The organism is Pseudoflavonifractor intestinihominis (assembly GCF_040096055.1).
GTDB lineage: Bacteria > Bacillota > Clostridia > Oscillospirales > Oscillospiraceae > Pseudoflavonifractor > Pseudoflavonifractor intestinihominis.
In genome coordinates this window covers 1-18,851 of sequence record NZ_JBBMFK010000042.1, presented here as the reverse complement: position 1 = coordinate 18,851, position 18,851 = coordinate 1, and the positions used below count along the sequence as shown (strand labels likewise).

General features: G+C 63.3%; 16 protein-coding genes and 2 tRNA genes. 12 read left to right on the top strand and 6 right to left on the bottom strand.

Annotation, left to right across the window (positions count from 1 at the left end):
• Nucleotides 1-318 precede the first annotated feature (318 nt).
• Nucleotides 319-561, top strand: a complete 243-nt coding sequence (locus tag WMO64_RS16520) for a cysteine-rich VLP protein (protein WP_349232689.1) — start codon at nt 319-321, stop codon at nt 559-561.
• A gap of 361 nt (nt 562-922) precedes the next feature.
• The gene (locus WMO64_RS16515) at nt 923-1,513 is read left to right on the top strand and encodes a hypothetical protein (RefSeq protein WP_349232688.1); all 591 of its coding nucleotides are present in this window, start codon (nt 923-925) and stop codon (nt 1,511-1,513) included.
• Between the two features lie 304 nt (nt 1,514-1,817).
• Here the strand turns inward: WMO64_RS16515 and WMO64_RS16510 are convergent.
• A tRNA-Leu gene (locus WMO64_RS16510) sits at nt 1,818-1,905 on the bottom strand.
• A gap of 56 nt (nt 1,906-1,961) precedes the next feature.
• Between WMO64_RS16510 and WMO64_RS16505 the strand changes: the two genes are divergently transcribed.
• The gene (locus tag WMO64_RS16505; RefSeq protein WP_349232687.1) at nt 1,962-2,159 is read left to right on the top strand and encodes a hypothetical protein; all 198 of its coding nucleotides are present in this window, start codon (nt 1,962-1,964) and stop codon (nt 2,157-2,159) included.
• Here the strand turns inward: WMO64_RS16505 and WMO64_RS16500 are convergent.
• Nucleotides 2,122-2,209: transfer RNA gene (locus WMO64_RS16500), tRNA-Leu, on the bottom strand. The genes WMO64_RS16505 and WMO64_RS16500 overlap by 38 nt on opposite strands.
• A 145-nt stretch (nt 2,210-2,354) precedes the next feature.
• On the opposite strand from WMO64_RS16500, the gene WMO64_RS16495 reads away from it, so the two are divergent.
• Nucleotides 2,355-2,783, top strand: a complete 429-nt coding sequence (locus tag WMO64_RS16495; RefSeq protein ID WP_274955162.1) for a hypothetical protein — start codon at nt 2,355-2,357, stop codon at nt 2,781-2,783.
• A 38-nt stretch (nt 2,784-2,821) separates the two neighbouring features.
• On the opposite strand, the gene WMO64_RS16490 is transcribed toward WMO64_RS16495, so the two are convergent.
• A complete protein-coding gene (locus WMO64_RS16490; protein ID WP_274955163.1) occupies nt 2,822-4,114 on the bottom strand; it encodes an L-cysteine desulfidase family protein in 1,293 nt (430 codons plus the stop codon).
• 30 nt (nt 4,115-4,144) lie between these two features.
• Nucleotides 4,145-4,525: a RidA family protein gene (locus WMO64_RS16485; protein WP_274955164.1), complete on the bottom strand. Its 381-nt coding sequence runs from the start codon at nt 4,523-4,525 to the stop codon at nt 4,145-4,147.
• Nucleotides 4,526-4,803: 278 nt separating this feature from the next.
• Here WMO64_RS16485 and WMO64_RS16480 point away from each other — a divergent pair, with 278 nt between their 5' ends.
• The gene (locus WMO64_RS16480; RefSeq protein ID WP_294521642.1) at nt 4,804-6,471 is read left to right on the top strand and encodes a stalk domain-containing protein; all 1,668 of its coding nucleotides are present in this window, start codon (nt 4,804-4,806) and stop codon (nt 6,469-6,471) included.
• Between the two features lie 100 nt (nt 6,472-6,571).
• On the opposite strand, the gene WMO64_RS16475 is transcribed toward WMO64_RS16480, so the two are convergent.
• Nucleotides 6,572-8,563: a fructose-1,6-bisphosphatase gene (locus WMO64_RS16475; RefSeq protein WP_294521641.1), complete on the bottom strand. Its 1,992-nt coding sequence runs from the start codon at nt 8,561-8,563 to the stop codon at nt 6,572-6,574.
• 329 nt (nt 8,564-8,892) lie between these two features.
• Between WMO64_RS16475 and WMO64_RS16470 the strand changes: the two genes are divergently transcribed.
• From WMO64_RS16470 to WMO64_RS16460, 3 genes are all read left to right on the top strand, one after another.
• Complete coding sequence (locus WMO64_RS16470; RefSeq protein ID WP_349232686.1) at nt 8,893-11,898, top strand: tetratricopeptide repeat protein; 3,006 nt, start codon at nt 8,893-8,895, stop codon at nt 11,896-11,898.
• A 206-nt stretch (nt 11,899-12,104) separates the two neighbouring features.
• Nucleotides 12,105-13,214 carry an HD-GYP domain-containing protein gene (locus WMO64_RS16465; protein WP_349232685.1) on the top strand — a complete coding sequence of 370 codons (1,110 nt, stop codon included), beginning with the start codon at nt 12,105-12,107 and terminating at the stop codon, nt 13,212-13,214.
• Entirely contained in the window at nt 13,207-13,563 is a 357-nt protein-coding gene (locus WMO64_RS16460) for an Hpt domain-containing protein (RefSeq protein ID WP_349232684.1), read from the top strand. The genes WMO64_RS16465 and WMO64_RS16460 overlap by 8 nt, the downstream gene beginning before the upstream one ends.
• Nucleotides 13,564-13,621: 58 nt before the next feature.
• On the opposite strand, the gene WMO64_RS16455 is transcribed toward WMO64_RS16460, so the two are convergent.
• Nucleotides 13,622-14,305 carry a C40 family peptidase gene (locus WMO64_RS16455; protein ID WP_349232683.1) on the bottom strand — a complete coding sequence of 228 codons (684 nt, stop codon included), beginning with the start codon at nt 14,303-14,305 and terminating at the stop codon, nt 13,622-13,624.
• 102 nt (nt 14,306-14,407) lie between these two features.
• Between WMO64_RS16455 and WMO64_RS16450 the strand changes: the two genes are divergently transcribed.
• The 4 genes from WMO64_RS16450 to WMO64_RS16435 all read left to right on the top strand — a co-directional run bounded on the left by WMO64_RS16450 (nt 14,408) and on the right by WMO64_RS16435 (nt 18,813).
• Nucleotides 14,408-14,689: a FeoA family protein gene (locus WMO64_RS16450; protein ID WP_349232682.1), complete on the top strand. Its 282-nt coding sequence runs from the start codon at nt 14,408-14,410 to the stop codon at nt 14,687-14,689.
• Nucleotides 14,680-16,830, top strand: coding sequence for a ferrous iron transport protein B (gene feoB / locus WMO64_RS16445; RefSeq protein WP_349232681.1), 2,151 nt, complete (start codon nt 14,680-14,682; stop codon nt 16,828-16,830). The genes WMO64_RS16450 and feoB overlap by 10 nt, the downstream gene beginning before the upstream one ends.
• A 109-nt stretch (nt 16,831-16,939) precedes the next feature.
• Entirely contained in the window at nt 16,940-17,320 is a 381-nt protein-coding gene (locus tag WMO64_RS16440) for a BlaI/MecI/CopY family transcriptional regulator (RefSeq protein WP_349232680.1), read from the top strand.
• The gene (locus tag WMO64_RS16435; RefSeq protein WP_349232679.1) at nt 17,320-18,813 is read left to right on the top strand and encodes a M56 family metallopeptidase; all 1,494 of its coding nucleotides are present in this window, start codon (nt 17,320-17,322) and stop codon (nt 18,811-18,813) included. The genes WMO64_RS16440 and WMO64_RS16435 overlap by 1 nt, the downstream gene beginning before the upstream one ends.
• Nucleotides 18,814-18,851 lie beyond the last annotated feature (38 nt).

The window sequence follows — 18,851 nt, the reverse complement described above, 5'->3', positions numbered from 1 at the left end:
CAATGGCTCTTTTTATTTGCCATTGGGGTGCTCACTTTTTGAGTACCATTTGCTACATTTTCATTTTACCGAAAACATATTAAAGCCGTTACATACACAAATGAGTACAGTGAGAGAAATCTTCTCTTGCTTTGTCTTTGCCATGTATAGGCTTTTTTGTCTGCCGAAATACTAATGCTATCTTCATACAAAACGTAGATGAAATCAAAAAACCTTCTTATGAAACTCAGAAACACCCGATAATTTGACACCTTCCAGTGGATACAAGTGAGGGGATAAATATATTCTCTTCAATCAACACGAAAGGAGGCGTTGCCTATGATAACAAAAAGCACACCAAAGCAGTCAAAGCAGATCAACTCCCTCATAAGAAAACGCTGCTGCAATTATGTGGATGGCAACTGCTTGCTGCTTGATGAAGGCGAGGAACACCGCTGCGTACAGCTTATCAGCCAAAAGCGGTATTTTTTGCAATTATTTCAAAAACGATGGCATGGACAGCGAACAGGGAAAGATGATTTTATCCCGTTCCGCGATATGATGAATGACAACACCGCATAAAGCATGACAACAACATCAGCAGTGTGACAGTAATCAGAAATCCATAATATAAGACCAAACGCCCATTTCCGGCGGCAGGAATGTATAAACCATATCGGAGACGGGCGTTTGATTTTGACCGACTTATGAGAGAGCATTTGTCCCTATTATTGTGCCAAAATAGTCCTATTTACCACACTTGTTGCTACCGTAAAGCTGTAAATCTCTGGAGCGTTTTCTATTCGACACGGACAGAATTTTAAGGTCAAAGATTTGATAAATTACCTTAACCACCGGTAGTTTTCTTCACATTTGAGTGGTATAATGTTAAATACTGGGGACGACTTCCCAGCAAATCAAAAAGTTTAGGAGACACATAATCATGGCGATCATTCATGGTACGACGATAGGTGGAGAGGGCATTCTCTCCGGCGTCTCTGTTGAAGTCAAGAGCGAGCAGTTCGAGACTATATATGAAACAGTCAGCGATGAAACTGGATTCTTCTCTCTCTCCGTTCCGGATGGGGTATATCCTTTTCTGACTGCTGTCCGGGAGTACGGCGACCGCTATCTCGAATACTGGGCGCAGAATGTCCCGGCGCAGAGAGAATTGACGCTTGACGTGCGTATTGACACGGTAGAGGTATACGGATTGCACGCTTTTCATGTAAAAGGGGCGGCAAACGCTCTGACGGTCTATTTTCGGCCAATGAGTCTATATAAATTTAAATCTGGCGCTCACGATATTGCGCCAGAACTTGACAAGTGCGGCATTACGATCTTGGTCGACGGGCAGCAAAGCGAGATCTATTCCCTCAATCGGGTGCAAGAGTATGCCGGTGAAGATGTCGGCCTTTTGACTGCCTATCTGCTCCAAGCCTCTGTCCCGCAGGACGCCGATGAGTGGAAACGGGTGGACGTCACGGTTCGCGACAGTGATGGGCGATTTGGCTGCGCCACATTGTTTCGGTGAATGGTTGCTCCAAACCAGCCTTTCATCAAAAACACGAGAAATGCAAAACTCTTTGGAACTAAAGGACGCACGATATATAGTCTCTCGACCATGTATCGTGCGCTCTGCGATGCTTTCTCTCTGACAGCAGAAAGCCAACCTCTGAGAGATTTCGTCGTTTCGCGACCACAAGGGGATTCCCCTCGCGCCTTTCGGCTAAAAATGTGCCCCCGGCACATTTCCTACGTCGAAACCTTCGCAGGTTCAAGTCGGCTTTTGAGCAAAACAAAAAAACAGCAGCCACACAATTGTGTAAGCTGCTGCTTGGTGCGCGAGGCGGGACTTGAACCCGCACGTGCGTAATGCACACTAGAACCTGAATCTAGCGAGTCTGCCAATTCCACCACTCGCGCATCTTATTTTCGTCCGGCTCACTTGTGGAGCACGGCAACGAATGGTATATTATCACATGGAACGCGATCTGTCAATAGGGAAACGGGCATGCGGGGATATGGATGAGGTGCCGGAATTTTGTCGGCCGCCGCAGGGAGGAAAAAACGGCGGGGAAATCAGGCGTGGCCGGGGGAAAAGAAAAAGTCTTGAAACCAAACGGCTTCAAGACTTTTTGATGGTGCGCGAGGCGGGACTTGAACCCGCACGTGCGTAATGCACACTAGAACCTGAATCTAGCGAGTCTGCCAATTCCACCACTCGCGCATTTTTTCACCCGGCTCACTTGTGGAGCTCAGCGACAGATGTTATATTATCACGTCGAATTCGATCTGTCAACCGTTTTCTCAAAAAATTTGAAAATATTTTTTGAGCGCTCCGGGCACACTGTAGAACGGGAAGGAGTGAGGTTATGGACAGCGACAGAGCGCTGCTCAACTATGTCTATCAAAACGCGGAGATGGGCACCAGAACCATCGACAAGCTGCTGGACATCGTGGAGGACAAGGAGTTCCTGCGCCATCTGGAGGCCCAGAAGAAGGAGTACAGCGCCTTTGAGCGGGAGGCGGGAAATTTGCTGGAGCGGAACGGCTGCGATGCCAAGGGGCTCAACGCCCTGGAGAAGATGGGAACCTACCTGATGATCGACATGCAGACCCTGACGGACCGGTCGGCCTCCCACGTGGCGGAGATGATGATGGTGGGCAGCAACATGGGCGTGATCAACGCGATAAAGAACCTGAAGAAGTATCCGGATGCGGACGGGGACACCCGTGGGCTCATGGAGCGGCTGCTGAAAGAGGAAGAGGACAACGTGCAGCAGCTGAAAAAATTCCTGTAAAAAAAGGGCGGTGCGCACTTGCGCACCGCCCTTGCCGTTTAGGTGGCGTCCTTCTTGTGGATGATCATATCCAGGATGAGCCGGTCCAGCTCGTCGGAGCCCTCGTTGCCCAGAAGGGCGAAGTTGTCGATGGTGTACTCGGGCCGCTGCTCCACGATGCCCTCATTGGAGGCCACCCGGAGGTGGCGCATGGCCAGGGTGGCGGCCAGCATGGCGGCGTTGGTGCAGGTGGAGATCTTCAGGGCGCAGGAGGCCTTGGCGCCGTCGCACAGCATGCCGGCCACGTTGCCCAGCACATTGGAGATGGCGCAGGCGATCTCGCCCAGCCCGCCGCCCCGGAGCCACACCACCGCGCTGGCCACCCCTGTGGAGGCCACCACGGCGCCGCACAGGGCGGAGAGCACACCGAACCGGGACTTGATGTAGATGGTGATCAGGTTGGACAGGGCGCAGGCCCGGATCAGCCGCTCCCGGTCCTTTCCGTCCAGCCGCTCCCACACGGCCACCACCGGCATGGTGGCGGCGATGCCCTGGTTGCCCGAGCCGGAGTTGGACATGACGGGCAGGTCCACGCCGGCCATACGGGCGTCGGCAGCGGCGCCCGCCAGGGTCATGGCGTAGTTGGTGGTGTCGTTGGCCAGAGCGCCCGCCCGCACGTCCTCCCGGATGGTCTTGCCCACCCGGAGGCCGTAGTCGTTGGTCAGGCCCTCCTGGGCGATCTTGGAGTTGAGGGTGACGGCCTGTTCCACCAGGGAGAACTCCTCCAGGGGGGCGGTGGTGCAGAACTCATACACATCCGCCAGGCGGCAGCTGAGCCCCTGGCAGTGGTCGGCGCCCTCGACGGCGCAGCTGTTCTGATAGATCACGGTCCCATTTTTCACAATGGAGTCCACGTGGGTGTGGGAGCCCGCCACCCGGACCACCACCGTGTCGGCGGTGGTGTGGAGCTCCACCTCGATGTACAGCTTGGCGGGCACGTCCGCCCGGTCCAGCTCCACTCTGCCCTCCTGCACCAGGCGGGCGGCCTGGGCCACCCCGACCGGGTCCAGATGCTCCAGCAGCTCCAGCTCTTTTGCGGGGTCCCCGCACACCGCGCCGATGGCCACGGCGTACTTGGGGCCGGTGAACTCTGTGCCCGGGATGCCCACCACAAAGGCGTTCTTGATGATGTTGGCGGAGGCACGGAGGATAATGCGCTCAATGGCGCCGGAGGCCTGCGCCCGGGCGGTGGCGCCGGCAAAGGCGATGGCCACCGGCTCAGTACAGCCGGTGGCCACCTTCAGCCCGGCAGCCATAGCGTCACGCAGCACCTGTATCGTCTGCTGATCCATAACTGTCCTCTCTTTTTATCACGTGAGCGCTTAGCCCTTGTAGGCCACAGCCTCGATCTCCACCAGGGCGTCCTTGGGCAGACGGGCCACCTGGACGGCGGCACGGGCGGGGCAGTCGGCGGTGAAGAACTCGCCGTACACGGCGTTCATGGCGCCGAAGTGCTCCATGTCCTGCAGGAACACGCCCACCCGGACCACGTCGGCCATGGTCATGCCGGCGGCCTCCACAATGTTCTTCACATTGGTGAGGGACTGGCGGGTCTGAGCGGAGATATCATCGCCGGCAAAGGCGCCGGTGGCAGGATCGATGGGGAGCTGGCCGGAGACAAAGAGGAAATCGCCGGCCTTGACCGCCTGGGAGTAGGGCCCGATGGCGCCCGGCGCGCCGGTGGTGCTGATGATTTCTTTCATGGGGAAGAGCCTCCTTCAAGTAAGATAAAAGCAGCCTCGCAGCAGCGGGGACCAAGCCTTATATGAAAAAGAATAGAGGAAAAAAACGCCGTTGTCAATGTGTGGGGAAGGCAAAAAAGAAAAAATATTTTAGAACCAAAAAATTTTTTAGATACAGAGATGGAAAATTGAGATTTTCTGTAACAAAATACCTTCTTCGTGCGATATTTATGGTGAAGGGCTCAACAGCATATCCCCCAAAAAAATTTGGCATATGCCGCGGAAAAGGAGAAATGGATATGAAACGCATGAGAACAGCCGTGATCGCCGCCGTGCTGCTGGGCGTGCTGGCCGTCGGGGCCGCAGCCGCCAGCGGGATTCAGCAAATCCTCGTGGACCTGCGCCCTGACATCACCGTGGAGGTGGACGGCATGGCCCGCACCATGACCGACAAGAACGGCAAGACCGTCTACCCCATCAGCTACGACGGCACCACCTACCTCCCCGTCCGGGCCCTGGGCGAGATCCTGGGCCAGACCGTGGAGTGGGACAGCGCCACCCAGACCGTGATCATGACCGAAAAGGTGCTGGAGCCCGCCGCTCTGTATCCCACCGTGGACGATCTGGAGAAGGGCATGACCCGCTCGGAGAAGGCCATTGACGGCCTGACCCCCGCGGACACCTACGTGGAGCGGGCCAAGCAGTACGCCGCCCTGGTGGGCGATCTGGACGACCTGCGGGCCGGGCTGGACGCCCTGGTGGAGGAGACCAACAGCGACTTCAGCGCGGGCAAGCTCACCCTGGCTGAATTCACCGACCTGAACAACCGCCTGGGGGCAGTGGACGTGCGCCTGAAGGACGCCTACACCGACCTGGAGACCAAGACCATCGCCGACGAGACGGGCAAGCTCACCGCCTATCAGATCTCCGCCAACAACCTCACCGAGCTGGAGGCCGCCATGACCGAGCTGGAGCAGGCCATCGAGGCCTTCAAGCCCGCCCCCACCACCGTGGAGCAGGCCCAGTCCTACGCGGCCCTCTCCCTGCGGCTGGAGAACCTGTACGAGCAGATCAGCGCCCGGTACAAGACCATCAACGACGACTACATCCAGAACCGCATTACCAACTCTGAGTACAACAGCCTGTACAGCCGGGCCAATTCCCTGGACGTGCGGGCCAAGGACGCCCGCGCCGACCTGGAGGAGAAGAACGCCGCCAGCGGCACGGCCTATCAGGTGGCGGACGCGGTCATCAAGGAGCTGGACAGCCGCACCGCCTCCCTGGAGCAGGAGGTCAGGGACCTGAAGCCCTCTCAGGACTATATTGAGCGGGTGAAGGAGTACCTGGCCATCGAGGAGAAGTTCAGCGCCCTGAGTCAGGACATCTCCAGCGAATATTCCATCATCAACGACGACCTGCGGCAGGGCCGCACCTCCTACAGCGAGTACAACAGCCTGAACAGCCGTCTGGGCGGGCTGGATGTGCGGGTGAAGGAGGCCCGGACCGATCTGAAGGAGAAGGTGTTCCAGGGCGTATGGGAGGACCCGGACGACGGCACCACCACCCCCGGCGGCTCCTATGACGACTACTCGGATCAGATCACCGCGCTGGCCGGCCGGATCGCCGATCTGGTGAAAAAGCTGTGGACCGACGGCTGGGAGAACGGCCGCCAGCTGCTCCAGGACCTGAAGGCCCTGGACGAGGAGTGCGGCAAGCTGGAGGACCTGCTGGAGAGCGCCTACAAGCAGAGCAAGCTGAGCAAGAGCGAGTACCGGTCCCTGGAGAGCCTGCTGGACCGGGCGGAGGACCGGGTGGAAGACGCCATGGACTACCTGGAGGAGCTCTTCGACTGGGACGACGACGATGGCGACGACTGGTGGAACTACCACAACCGCTGGAACTACGGCCACGACAACGGCTGGCACCGGGGCTGGTACAAGGACGACTGGTTTGACTGGGACGACTGACACCGGCCGGTGAGCAGGACAGCCCGGCAGGGGAGACCCACAAGTAAATAAAAACGCAGGCCCCCGGCTCAGCCGGGGGCCTGATGCTGTCGGGGCGGGATCAGCGCCGGTGGTCCTCCTTGACCAGACCGGAGCGGTAGGCGGCCAGAAGGGCCTTCAGGTCGTCCACCTGGTGCTGGAGCTCGCTGCCGATGTCGGTGGAGCGGATCTTGACCTTGTCGTCCATCCGCTCAAACACCATGGGGGAGGAGAGAATGTCCCGGTTCTCCCGGATGGCGTTCTCCCGGCCCTCAAAGGGCTCGTGGGAGACGATGCGCATGGACTCGGAGTTGTAGATCAGGGTGTAGCCGGCGATGCCGGTGGTGGGCTGGTAGGCCCGGCAGAAGCCGCCGTCAATGACGATGAGCTTGCCGCCGCCCTTGATGGGGCTCTCCCCCTTCCGGGACTTGACGGGCACGTGGCCGTTGATGATGTGGCAGTGGGGGCCCTCCAGGCCGAACTCCTTGAGCAGCCGCTCGCACACCGCCGGGTCGTTGTAGAAGGTGTAGTAGGCGTTCTTGGGCTCGGCCCAGGAGGACTCGTCCTTGATGAGCCGCCGCTCAAAGGTGGTCATCCGGTCCCGGCCGAACACGGGGGAGCCACGGCCGCACCACAGGAACCACAGGTAATCCATTCCGTACTGCCGCTCCTCGCTGCCCGGCTTGGCGTAGTACCCCTGGCGGGCCACCGCCTCGGCGTAGTCCAGGAAGGCCCGGCCGGAGAGAATCTTGCCCCCGGCCCGGAAGGTGAGCAGTTCTCCCTCCGGCGTCAGGGGGATGCAGCCGTGGAGCAGCAGATTGCCGTTGTAGACCTTGTACAGCCCACCCTTGGAGTAGAGAAAGCGGATGTGCCGCTGGAGCTTCTCGCTGCGCTGGAAGGAGTTGGTCAGCTGGTTGATGACCTCGTCCTCCTCGGGGGAGAGCTCATAGGGATTGGAGCGGTCCACAGTGGGGAACTCGGTGTCCGAGAGCTGGTACTCCACGCCGTTGATGACGATGGACTTCTTCTCGTAGTCGATCTTGTCCAGCAGCAGCCGGTCCTCCATGCCGAACTCGGGGTGGCGGAGGATCTTCTGCCCCTCCAGCTTGAAGAGGATGATGGTGATGGCCTTGTGCATCCGGGCGGCCAGGGCCTTGTCCTTTTCGGTGTAGTTGTTGGCGTCGTCCCCGGCGAACTTGGCCTTGAAGCAGGAGCAGTCCACGTCCCTGTAGAACTCGTTGGCGAACAGGGCCAGGGGCCGCAGGGAGATGCCGTAGCCCGTCTCGATGACCTCCAGGTTGTTGTAGTGGATGGAGTTGGACAGCACCGTGGCCACCAGGGTGCGGCTGCCGGTGGCGGCTCCCATCCACAGCACGTCGTGGTTGCCCCACTGGATGTCCACCGAGTGGTACTCGGTCAGGTAGTCCATGATGATGTCCGCACGGGGGCCCCGGTCGAACATGTCGCCCACAATGTGCAGGTGGTCCACCACCATGCGCTTGATGAGCTCGCACACGGCCACGATAAAATCCTCGGCCCGGTCGATATCGATGATGGTGGATATGATATTCTCGTAGTTGGAGCGTTTATTATGGTACTCGTAGTTGGTGTTGATGAGCTCGTCGATGATGTAGGCGTACTCCTTGGGCATGGCTTTACGGACCTTGCTTCGGGTGTACTTGGACGTGACCATGCGGCAGATGTCGATGAGACGGTGGAGGGTGATGCGGTACCACTCCTCCATGTCCTCGGTCTCCTTGGCCACCCGGGCCAGCTTCTCCTCGGGGTAGTAGATGAGGGTGGCCAGCTGGTCCCGCTCCGCCTTGGACACGCTGGAGGAGAAGAGCTCGTCCACCTTCTCCCGCACCACGCCGGAGGCGGAGTTCATCAGGTGGAGAAAGGCCTCGTACTCGCCGTGGACGTCGGAGATAAAGTGTTCGGTGCCCTTGGGCAGGTTCAGGATGGCCTGGAGGTTGATGATCTCGCTGCTGGCGGCCTGGACCGTGGGGTACTGGCGGGAGAGCATCTGGAGATAGCGCAGGCTGGGGACAGAAGCGGCTGCTTCCTTTTTCATTGGGGTCCTCCTTCCAAAAACAGGTAGCAATCCGGCGCTCCGCCCGGGCGGGACGCCGGGCCTGACTGCACGCGGGGAATTCATAAGATATATTGTAGCATGGAAGTGGAAAATGAAAAGTATATTTTGTGTGAATTTACAGAAAAAGCGGGGCAAAACCTGGCTTGACAGGCCGGCCAGGCGGAAGGAGCGGCCCTGGCGGCGGCAAACGGAAGCGGTCCGCCCGCATTGACAGAACCCGGTTTCACTGGTACAGTAAAGAGGACTGAGAGGTGTTTTTCATGTGCCCTGAAAATGAAGATAAAGCGGAATTTTTCAATGGAGATCAGGTGATCTTTGTCAATACAGAGCTGATTCAGCGGGCGGTGGCTGGGCTGCAGAAGTCCCGGGAGGAGTTCCAGGCCCTGCTGGAGCAGGCGGAGCTGGGAGACCTGTCCGCCCAGTACGACCTGGCCATGAAATACGCCGATGGCGACGGGGTAGACCGGGACATGGCCCAGGCGGCCCACTGGTTTGCCCAGGCGGCAGAGCAGGACGACATGCGGGCCGTGGAGGCTCTGGGCCGCTGCTACCAGCTGGGCGAGGGCGTGGAACGGGACGAGAAGCGGGCGGTGGAGCTGTTCCAGCGCTGCGTGGACGAGGACTATGCCCCGGGCCAGTGCAGCCTGGGCCTGTGCTATGAGAACGGCAGCGGCGTGGACCAGGACCCGGTCCGGGCGGCGGAGCTCTACCAGCTCTCGGCCGACCAGGGGTACGCCCCCGCCCAGTGCAACCTGGCGGTGTGCTACCTCAACGCCATTGGCGTGGCGCGGGATGACAGCCGTGCCGCCGAGCTGCTGCGGCAGTCGGCGGAGCAGGAGTTTCCCCGGGGAATCAGCCTGCTGGGCTGCTGCTACCGGGACGGCCGGGGCGTGGAGCCCGATCCGGCCAAGGCGGCCGAGCTCTTCCGCCGGGCCGCGGAGAAGCGGTACATACCCGCCCTGTGCGACCTGGGGCTGTGCTATGAGAGCGGCAGCGGCGTGGACGAGGACCCGGCCAAGGCGGTGGAGTGCTACACCCAGTCCGCAGAGGAGGGCTACGCCCCGGCCCAGTGCAATCTGGGCTACTGCTATCTGGCCTCCATCGGCGTGGAGCAGGACGACGCCAAGGCGGCGGAGTGGATTGCCCGGTCGGCGGAGCAGGAGTATCCCCGGGCCCTGCGGCTCATGGGCTGCCTGTACCAGGACGGCCGGGGCGTGGAGAAGGACCTGGCCAAGGCGTCGGACTACTACCGCCAGGCCGCGGAGCAGAACTATCTCCCCGCCCTGTGCGACCTGGGGCTGTGCTACGAGAACGGCGAGGGCGTGGAGCAGGACCAGAAGCAGGGCGCGGCGCTGTACCGCCGGGCGGGGGAGCAGGGCTACGCCCCGGCCCAGTGCAACCTGGGTTTCTGCCTGCTCAACGGCATCGGCGTGGAGAAGGACCCGGAGGAGGCTGTGGAGTGGCTGAAAAAGGCTGCCCAGCAGGAGTACCCCCGGGCCATCAGCATCCTGGGCGACTGCCTGGGGGAGGGGACCGGCCTGGAGAAGAACGCGGTCATGTCTGCCGCCTGCTACCAGCGGGCCGCCGACATGGACTATGTCCCCGCCCAGTGCGCCCTGGGCCTGTGCTATGAGATGGGCGACGGCGTGGAGAAGGACGAGAAGCAGGCTGTGGCCTGGTACACCCGGGCCGCGGAGCAGGGCTACGCCCCTGCCCAGTGCAATCTGGCGGTGTGCCATCTCAACGGCATCGGCGTGGAAAAGGACCCGGCGAAGGCCGTGGAGTGGCTGGAAAAGGCGGTAGAACGGAACTTTGCCCGGGCCATGGACATCCTGGGCGACTGCTGCCGCAACGGCACCGGAATGGAGCGGGACGAGGCGCGGGCCGTGGCGCTCTACCGCCAGGCGGCGGATAAGGGGTATGCCATGGCCATCTGCGACCTGGGCCTGTGCTACGAGATGGGCAGCGGCGTGGAGAAGGACGAGAAGAAGGCGGTGGAGCTCTACCGCCAGGCGGCCCAGATGGGCTATCCCGGCGCCCAGTGCAACCTGGGCTACTGCTGCCTGGAGGGCGTCGGCACGGTCAAGCGGCCCGAGGAGGCGGTGGAGTGGTTCCGGCGGTCGGCGGAGCAGGGCTATCCCCGGGCCCAGAGCCTGCTGGGCAGCTGCCTCCGGGACGGCCTGGGGACAGCGGTGAACAGCGAAGAGGCGGTCAAGTGGTTCCAGCGTGCGGCGGAGCAGGGGTATCCCCCCGCCCAGTGCAGCCTGGGCCTGGCCTATGAGAACGGCGACGGGGTGGAGCAGGACCCGCCCCGTGCCACGGAGCTGTACCGCCAGGCAGGGGAGCAGGGGTATGCTCCCGGCCAGTGCAACCTGGCGGTGTGCTATCTCAACGGCTTCGGCGTGCCGGAGGACGGGAAGCAGGCGGTGGAGTGGCTCAAGCGGGCGGCGGCCCAGGAGTTCGGCCGGGCGCTGAACATCCTGGGGGACTGCTACCGCCGGGGCGTGGGCGTGGACCGGGACCCCCAGCGGGCGGTGGCCTACTACCAGCGGGCCGCCGCCGCGGGCTATGTCTCCGCCTTCTGCAGCCTGGGCTACTGCCACGAGGTGGGCGAGGGCGTGCCGGAGAACAAGGTGCGGGCCGTGGAGTACTACACCCGGGGCGCCCAGGCCGGGGACGAGACCGCCCAGTGCAACCTGGGCTACTGCTATCTGGAGGGTATCGGCGCCAAGCGGGACCCCAGCCGGGGCGTGTCCTGGCTGCACAAGGCGGCCAAGCAGGGGTCCCTGCGGGCCCTGTGCCTGCTGGGCGGCTGCTACCGGGACGGCACGGGCGTCATGAAGGACGAGAAAAAGTGCGTGGAGTACCTGACCCGGTCGGCGGAGCAGGGCTATGCCCCCGCCCAGTGCAACCTGGGCCTGTGCTATGAGCAGGGCACCGGCGTGGCCATGGATACGGCCAGGGCGGTGGAGTGGTACACCAAGGCCGCCCAGGCCGGCGACAGCGCCGCCCAGTGCAACCTGGGCTACTGCTGCCTGGAGGGCATCGGTACGGCCAAGGACCCGGTGCGGGCGGTGGCCTGGTTCCAGCGTGCGGCGGAGCAGGGCTCGGTCCGGGCCATGAACCTGCTGGCCGACTGCTACCGGGACGGCGTGGGCACCGCACCCGACCGGGCCAAGGCGGAAGAGCTCTACCAGCGGGCGGCCCGCAACGGCAGCCAGGAGGCGGCGGAGAGCCTGAAGAAGCTCCATGCCGCCAAGGTGGAGAGCAGACAGACCAAAAAATCCCTGTTCAAGCGGCTGTTTGGCGGCTGAGAGGGAACTATAGAAGAACACCGACGTATGCGGGACGGCCAGGCCGTTCCGCACACGTTTCTTTCGAAACGTGAAGAGTTGCAATTGAGGGAAAGCTATTTTATAATAAATACCATAAGAGAATAGAAAAGGGATACGGAACAGGGCTTGTGGGGCCAGGCCGGAGGTTCCGGCCGTATCCATTCCTGTACGCGAGGAGAAAGAGTATGGAGCTTGACTGCCGGGGCCGGAATGCCCACCAGGAGCCGGACACGCTGCTGATCGTGGACGACGACGAGATGAACCGGGCCATTCTGGAGAACATTTTTTCACCATTTTACGCCATCGAACAGCGGGAGAACGGCAGAGTGGGCCTGGAGGCGGCGCTGAGTCTGCGGGACCGGCTGTGCGCGGTGCTGCTGGACGTGGTCATGCCGGAGATGAACGGCATCCAGGTGCTGCGGGTGCTGGCGGAGGACGGGTTTCTGGGCCAGATTCCCGTGTTCCTCATCACCGCCGAGGCCAGCGGCGACACCATGCGGGAGGCCTACCAGCTGGGCGTCATGGACGTGATCAGCAAGCCGGTCATCCCCTATATGGTGGAACGGCGGGTCAACTCGGTGGTGGAGCTGTTCCGGGCCAGAAAGCGGCTGGGCAACGTGGTGGAGCGGCAGCAGTCCGCCCTGCTCAGGCAGGCCGAGCAGATCATCGGCCTCAGCCGGGGCATGATCGAGTCCCTGTCCACTGCCATCGAGTTTCGCAACGGCGAGTCGGGGGAGCACGTCCGCCGCATCCACGATATCACCAAGTATATGCTGGAGCACACCGAGCTGGGGAACGGCCTGTCGCCGGAGGACATCGACGCCATCGCCCTGGCCGCCATCATGCACGACGTGGGCAAGATCGCTATCCCCGACGCCATCCTCAACAAGCCCGGCCGCCTGACGGCCGAGGAGTTTGAGATCATGAAGACCCACACCGTTCAGGGCGCCCGGCTGCTGGAGCGCATCCCCCAGATGCGGGAGCTGGGTGCCTACCGCTACGCCTGCGACATCGCCCGCCACCACCACGAGCGCTGGGACGGCCGGGGCTACCCCGACGGCCTGAAGGGGGACGAGATCTCCGTCTGGGCCCAGATCGTGTCCCTGGCCGACGTGTACGATGCCCTGGTCAGCAAGCGGGTGTACAAGGACGCCTTTGCCCGGGAGGAGGCCCTGCGCATGATCCGGGACGGGGAGTGCGGCACCTTCAATCCCGAATTGCTGGCGTGCTTCTTCCAGGTAGAGCGGGATCTGAGATGTCTGTATCAGACAAAGGAGGAGAAGAAGGATGGATGACCGCATCCGAGCGGGTCTGGCCGCCGCCGGGATCGATGTGGACGAGGCCCTGGAGCGCTTTATGGGCAGCGAGGCCATGCTGACCCGCTTTTTGAAGAAATTCCCCGCGGACCCGGGGTTCTCCGCCCTTGCCGCGGCTCTGGCGGCAGGCGACCAGGAGGGGGCGGTCAACGCCGCCCACACCCTGAAGGGCCTGTGCGGCAATCTGTCCATCAAGCCTCTGTTCACCGGCTTTGACCGGCAGGTGGCCCTGATGCGGGCCGGGGACTGGGCTGCCGCCGCCGCCATGATGCCCCAGCTCACCGAGGACTACAACCGGACGGTGGAGGCCATTTTGGCGCTGGGCTGACCGGGATAAAGGCATAAAAACCGCAGGATCGGAGAAAAAACTCCGTTCCTGCGGTTTTTTATGTCTCTCCGTAGAGCTCATAGAACGCCGGGCGGCCGATGAGGGCAAAGCCGGTGCCCGCCCCGTCGGGGGACCGGACCACGCCGCCCAGAGTCCTGGAACAGTGGATGATCTCCAGAGTGCCCGCTTCCGTGGTGCCCACCACGATGCCCACGTGGCTCAGGTCGGGGAAAAAGGCCAGGTCCCCGGGCTGGGCCTCTGCCCAGACCACCGGCGTGCAGCGGGAGTACTGGTCCCGGACGCCGTTGCCGATGGCGGAGAGAGCCCCGGCGTCCCCTGCGGCGTTGACCGCCGCCCAGGTCACCAGCCCGGAGCAGTCCAGGCCGAAGGGGACCAGGGTGCCGGTGGTATCGCTCCCGTCGGCGGTGACCAGGGCTGGCACGCCCCAGCGGCTGTCCCAGCCCAGACAGACCGATTTCCCACCCCAGAAGTAGCCCACTTTGCCCGTCAGGGCGGCGGCGTTTTCCACCATGGCCCGCCGCAAGGGGGATAAATCCTCCGGCAGAAAGAGGGAGGGGGCGGGGGCTACCTCCTCCGGCGGGCTGCTTCCACAGGGCAAAAATGGGAGCAGCAGGCCGCACAGCAGCAGGGCCACACCCAGAAAGCGAAGAATGCGGCCCCATCCGCCGGAATGGTGCCGCCTGCGCCGGATTCTCCGCCGGGGCGGATATGGACGTCTCACTGCCGGTCCCTCCTCACGCCGTCACCACTGGGGGGGCGGCTCAATAGGATAGATGGGGGAGAACCATCCCCCGCCTACATGTTATGTGAGGAGCGTTCCAATATGAGCGAATTGATTTCCCTCTGCGGCCTGGGGGTGGGCACGAGCGCCCGGGTGGCGGAGGTGGCGGGCGAGCGGGCCATGCGCCGCCGCCTGATGGATATGGGCCTCATCCCCGGCACCCGGGTGACCTGCGTGGCCGCCAGCCCGGCGGGGGACCCGTCGGCCTACCTCATCCGGGGGGCGGTGGTGGCCCTGCGGGGGCGGGACGCCGAAGGCATCCGGGTGGAACCTGCCGCTGAGCCCTGCCCGGTACTGGCCGGGGAGGGGTCCCAGTGGGCCTGACGGGGGCGTCCACCGGCGCGGCGGCGGTGGACCGTGGACTGGACATCCAAAAGCTCCGGCCGGACGACAGGGTCATCGCCCTGGCGGGCAACCCCAACGTGGGCAAATCCACCGTGTTCAACAGCCTGACCGGCATGCACCAGCACACGGGCAACTGGCCGGGCAAGACGGTGGGTAGCGCCCAGGGCCGGTGCGAGCACCGGGGGCGGGGCTATGTGCTGGTGGACCTGCCGGGTACTTACTCCCTCATGGCCCACTCCGCCGAGGAGGAGGTGGCCCGGGACTTCCTGTGCTTCGGCGGGGCGGAGGGGGCCGTTGTGGTGTGCGACGCCACCTGTCTGGAGCGCAACCTGAACCTGGTGCTTCAGACCCTGGAGCTGGAGCCCCGCACGGTGGTGTGCGTCAATCTGATGGACGAGGCGGCCAAGAAGGGCATCCGGGTGGACCTGGAGGAGCTGTCGAAGCGGCTGGGAGTGCCCGTGGTGGGGGCCTGCGCCGGGCGGGACCAGGGGCTGGAAGAGCTGCTGGATGAGGCGGAGAAAATCGTGGCGGCGGAGCAGCCGCCACAGCCCATCCAGGTGCAGTATCCCGGTCCCATCGAGACGGCGGTGGAAAAGCTGCTCCCCCTGGTGGAGGCGCGGACGGCGGGGAAGCTCCCCGGCCGCTGGACCGCCCTGCGGCTGTTGGAGGGGGAGCCGGGCCTGCTGGCCAGGCTGGAGGAGGCGCTGGGCGTCCGCCTGGCGGAGGACGGGGAACTGGCCGCTGCGCTGGCAGAGGCCCGGACATGGCTGGAGGAGCGGGGAATCAGTCGGGAGAACCTGGGGGACCGGCTGGCCGCCGGTCTGGTGATGACCGCCGAGGCGGTGTGCGCCGGGGCGGTGAAGTGCACCCGGGAGGACTATAACCGCCGGGACCGCAGGCTGGACCGGCTCTTTACCAGCCGGGCCACCGGCATCCCGGTGATGCTGGCCCTGCTGGCGGGGGTGTTCTGGCTGACCATCCAGGGGGCCAACTACCCCTCACAGCTGCTGTCCGACGGCCTCTTCTGGCTCCAGGACCGGCTGACCGACCTGTTTACATACTGGAATGCCCCGGAGTGGCTCCACGGGGCGCTGGTATTGGGGGTCTACCGGGTGCTGGCCTGGGTGGTGTCGGTGATGCTGCCCCCCATGGCCATCTTTTTCCCCATCTTCACCCTGCTGGAGGACTTCGGCTACCTGCCACGGGTGGCCTTTGTGCTGGACCACGCCTTCCAGAAGGCCAGAGCCTGCGGCAAGCAGGCCCTCACCATGGCCATGGGCTTTGGCTGCAACGCCGCCGGGGTGGTGGGGTGCCGTATCATCGACTCCCCTCGGGAGCGGCTCATCGCCATGCTGACCAACAACTTTGTGCCCTGCAACGGCCGCTTTCCCACCCTCATCGCCATCATCACCATGTTTTTTGTGGGCACCGGCGGCGGACCGGGGAGGGCGCTGTTGTCCGCCCTGCTGCTCACCGGGGTGATCGTGCTGGGGGTGTTTCTCACCTTCCAGGTCTCCCGGCTGCTGTCGGCCACGGTGCTCAAGGGCGTGCCCTCCTCCTTCACCCTGGAGCTGCCCCCCTACCGCCGCCCCAGGGTGGGGCAGGTGATCGTCCGCTCGGTGCTGGACCGGACGGTGTTCGTGCTGGGCCGGGCGGTGATGATCGCCGCCCCGGCGGGGCTGCTCATCTGGGTGCTGGCCAACGTGCAGGTGGGCGGCGCCAGCCTGCTGGCCCACTGCACCGGCTTCCTGGACCCGCTGGGCAAGGCGCTGGGTATGGACGGCGTGATTCTGACCGCCTTTATCCTGGGCTTTCCCGCTAACGAGATCGTCATCCCCATTATGCTCATGGCCTACCTGGCCACCGGCAGCCTGACCGGCTACGAGAGCCTGGATGCCCTGCGCACCCTGCTCACCGACCATGGCTGGACCTGGCTGACGGCGGTGTGCACCATGCTCTTTTCCCTGGTCCACTGGCCCTGCTCCACCACCTGCATGACCATACGCAAGGAGAGCGGCAGCTGGAAATGGACCCTGCTGGGCTTCGCGCTGCCCACGGCCATCGGCATGGCGCTGTGCTTCCTGGTGGCCACCGCCGCCCGGCTGCTGGGGCTGGCATAAACAAAAAATCCTCTCCCGCCGGGAGAGGATTTTTTGCTTGACTTTTCACCTACAAGATGTTAATGTAAATACACCTACAAGTTGTAGTTGAAATATTGGAGGGATTTCCATGGAAAAACGGCAGCTGTCAGACTCCGAGCTGGAGCTGATGCGGGTGGTCTGGAGCCGGGGCGGGCGGGCCCGCTTTGCCCAGGTGATGGAGGCCCTGGCGGGACAGGGGAAGGACTGGAAGGCCAATACGGTGCTCACCTTTCTCTCCCGCCTGGTGGAGAAGGAGATGCTGGCGGTGGAGAAGAACGGCCGGCTGAATGTGTATGTGGCCCTTCTGCGGGAGGAGGACTACGCCGACCAGCAGACCCGGTCCTTCCTGAACAAGGTGTACGGCGGCAACGCCGGGCGGCTGGTGTCCTCCCTCCTCAAGCAGGACTGCCTCACCGCCGAAGACCTGGACGAGCTGAAGGCTTTTTGGGAGAAGGGCGGGAAGGCGTAATGGGCGGGGCGCTGTCCACCCTGCTCAGCCTGACCCTGTCCGGGTCGGTGCTCATTGTGCTGCTGCTGGCCCTCCGGCCCCTAGTGCGGGACCGGCTGGGGCACAGCGGTTACTACTACCTCTGGCTGGTGCCCCTGGCACGGCTGCTCCTGCCTATTTTTCCCGCCATTCGGCTGCCTGAGGGACTGACCCAGGCCCTGCCGGAGGAGGTGACGGCCGGCGAACTGTGGCTGCGGGCTCCGGATATGGCCCTGGCCGGGCCGGACCGGCAGGGGGCGGGAGCGGATTTGCTGGCCATGCTGCCTGAATTGCTGGTACTCCTGTGGGGGACGGTGGCCGTTGCCCTGGCTCTGCGGGCGGTGTGGCGGTATGTCCGCTGCCTCCGCGCCCTGGAGCGGGAGAGCCGCCCGGCGGGGGAGCGGGTCCAGGCGGTCTATGGGGACGCCTGCCGTATGCTGGAGGTGACCGGGCCGCCCAGGCTGCTGGTCTGTCCCGGCCTGCGCTCTCCCATGCAGGCCGGACTGATCCGGCCCATGGTGCTCCTGCCCGACGAGAACAGCGGGGAGGCGGTGCTGCGGGCGGCCCTGCTCCACGAGCTGACCCACTACCGTCGCCTGGACCTGTGCTCCAAGTGGCTGGCGGAGGCGGCGGTGTGCGTCCACTGGTTCAACCCGCTGGTCTATGTGCTCCGGCGGGAGCTGAGCCGGGCCTGTGAACTCTCCTGCGACGAGGGGGTGCTCCGGCGGCTGGATGAGTCCGGCCGCAAAGTCTACGGCGCGTCCCTCATTGCCCTGGCCCGGCCTGTATCGGGACCAACCAAGAACAACATGACCCTTGCCATGAGCAGGGATGGAGAACAGCTGAAAGAGAGGTTGTATGCCATTATGAAATTTCAGTCCAAAGGAAAGCTGACCGGTGCGGCAGCGGTGGGCGTGGCGGCGGCGCTGTGCCTGTGCGGCGTGCTGGCCGGGGCCTACGCCGCCGACCTGACCGGTCAGGCGGAGGAGACAGAGCAGCCCGAAATGCTGGTCATCTCGGAGCCGCTGGCCACAGAGGATCAGACGAAGCCCGTTGGAGCGGACGCGGAAGAATTGCTGTCTCCCCTGGACGGCGACACCCTGACGGTGACCATGCCCTTTGGCACCCGGGTGCACCCCATCACCGGAGAGACCACCAGCCACGACGGGCTGGACATCCAGGCGGACAGCGGCGCGGCGGTGTACGCCCCCCGGAGCGGCCAGGTGCTGGAGTCCGCCTTTAATGCGGAGTACGGCAACTATTTGGTCATCGGTTGGGACGGCGGGGAGGTACTCTTCGCCCACCTGTCCGCCAATACGGTGGCGGAGGGAGACCAGGTGACCCAGGGCCAGAACGTGGGCTATGTGGGCCAGACCGGCATGGCCACCGGCCCTCATCTCCACGTGGAGGTGCGGCTGGACGGGGCGCTGGCAGACCCGGAGACCTGCTTTACCGGCGTCACGTTTGTCCATTAAAAAAGAAAAATCAGAAGAGCGCTGCCCGAAAGAGATCG